The sequence below is a fragment of the Mycobacterium sp. NGS18 genome, from assembly GCF_059813185.1.
In genome coordinates this window covers 1-1,593 of record NZ_JCALEC010000030.1, presented here as the reverse complement: position 1 = coordinate 1,593, position 1,593 = coordinate 1, and the positions used below count along the sequence as shown (strand labels likewise).

The window sequence follows — 1,593 nt, the reverse complement described above, 5'->3', positions numbered from 1 at the left end:
GGCTGCGTGGGACCTTCGTTGGTAGTAGTCAAGCGATGGGGTGACGCAGGAAGGTAGCCGTACCAGTCAGTGGTAATACTGGGGTAAGCCGGTAGGAAGTCAGATAGGCAAATCCGTCTGGCATATATTCCGAGAGGTGATGCATAGCCATGTGTGGCGAATTCGGTGATCCTATGCTGTCGAGAAAAGCCTCTAGCGAGCACGCACACGGCCCGTACCCCAAACCAACACAGGTGGTCAGGTAGAGAATACCAAGGCGTACGAGTGAACTATGGTTAAGGAACTCGGCAAAATACCCCCGTAACTTCGGGAGAAGGGGGACCCTCATACCGTCATGGCCCTTGCGGCCGGCAGCGGGAGGGGGTCGCAGAAACCAGTGAGAAGCGACTGTTTACTAAAAACACAGGTCCGTGCGAAGTCGCAAGACGATGTATACGGACTGACGCCTGCCCGGTGCTGGAAGGTTAAGAGGACCGGTTAACCCTTCGGGGTGAAGCTGAGAATTTAAGCCCCAGTAAACGGCGGTGGTAACTATAACCATCCTAAGGTAGCGAAATTCCTTGTCGGGTAAGTTCCGACCTGCACGAATGGCGTAACGACTTCTCAACTGTCTCAACCATAGACTCGGCGAAATTGCATTACGAGTAAAGATGCTCGTTACGCGCGGCAGGACGAAAAGACCCCGGGACCTTCACTATAGCTTGGTATTGATGTTCGATGCGGTTTGTGTAGGATAGGTGGGAGACTGTGAAACCCGCACGCCAGTGTGGGTGGAGTCGTTGTTGAAATACCACTCTGATCGTATTGGACCTCTAACTTCGAACCATGAAGCTGGTTCAGGGACAGTGCCTGGTGGGTAGTTTAACTGGGGCGGTTGCCTCCTAAAATGTAACGGAGGCGCCCAAAGGTTCCCTCAACCTGGACGGCAATCAGGTGTTGAGTGTAAGTGCACAAGGGAGCTTGACTGTAAGACTGACACGTCAAACAGGGACGAAAGTCGGGACTAGTGATCCGGCACCCCCGAGTGGAAGGGGTGTCGCTCAACGGATAAAAGGTACCCCGGGGATAACAGGCTGATCTTCCCCAAGAGTCCATATCGACGGGATGGTTTGGCACCTCGATGTCGGCTCGTCGCATCCTGGGGCTGGAGCAGGTCCCAAGGGTTGGGCTGTTCGCCCATTAAAGCGGCACGCGAGCTGGGTTTAGAACGTCGTGAGACAGTTCGGTCTCTATCCGCCGCGCGCGTCAGAATCTTGAGGAAACCTGTCCCTAGTACGAGAGGACCGGGACGGACGAACCTCTGGTATACCAGTTGTTCCACCAGGAGCACGGCTGGATGGCCACGTTCGGACAGGATAACCGCTGAAAGCATCTAAGCGGGAAACCCACTCCAAGACCAGGATTCTCACCCTTTTAGAGGGATAAGGCCCCCCGCAGACCACGGGATCGATAGACCAGACCTGGAAGCACCGCAAGGTGTGCAGGGAACTGGCACTAACCGGCCGAAAACTTACCAACACACACGAAACAATTGTGTTGCCCGCAACCACACCACAAAACACCGTAAACCCACACCCCACCACCAAACACACA

At 54.7% G+C, this 1,593-nt stretch carries 1 rRNA gene; it reads left to right on the top strand.

The features are described from left to right. Positions 1–1,518, top strand: a 23S ribosomal RNA gene (locus tag AC5Y31_RS21770); the annotation flags it as partial. Positions 1,519–1,593 lie beyond the last annotated feature (75 nt).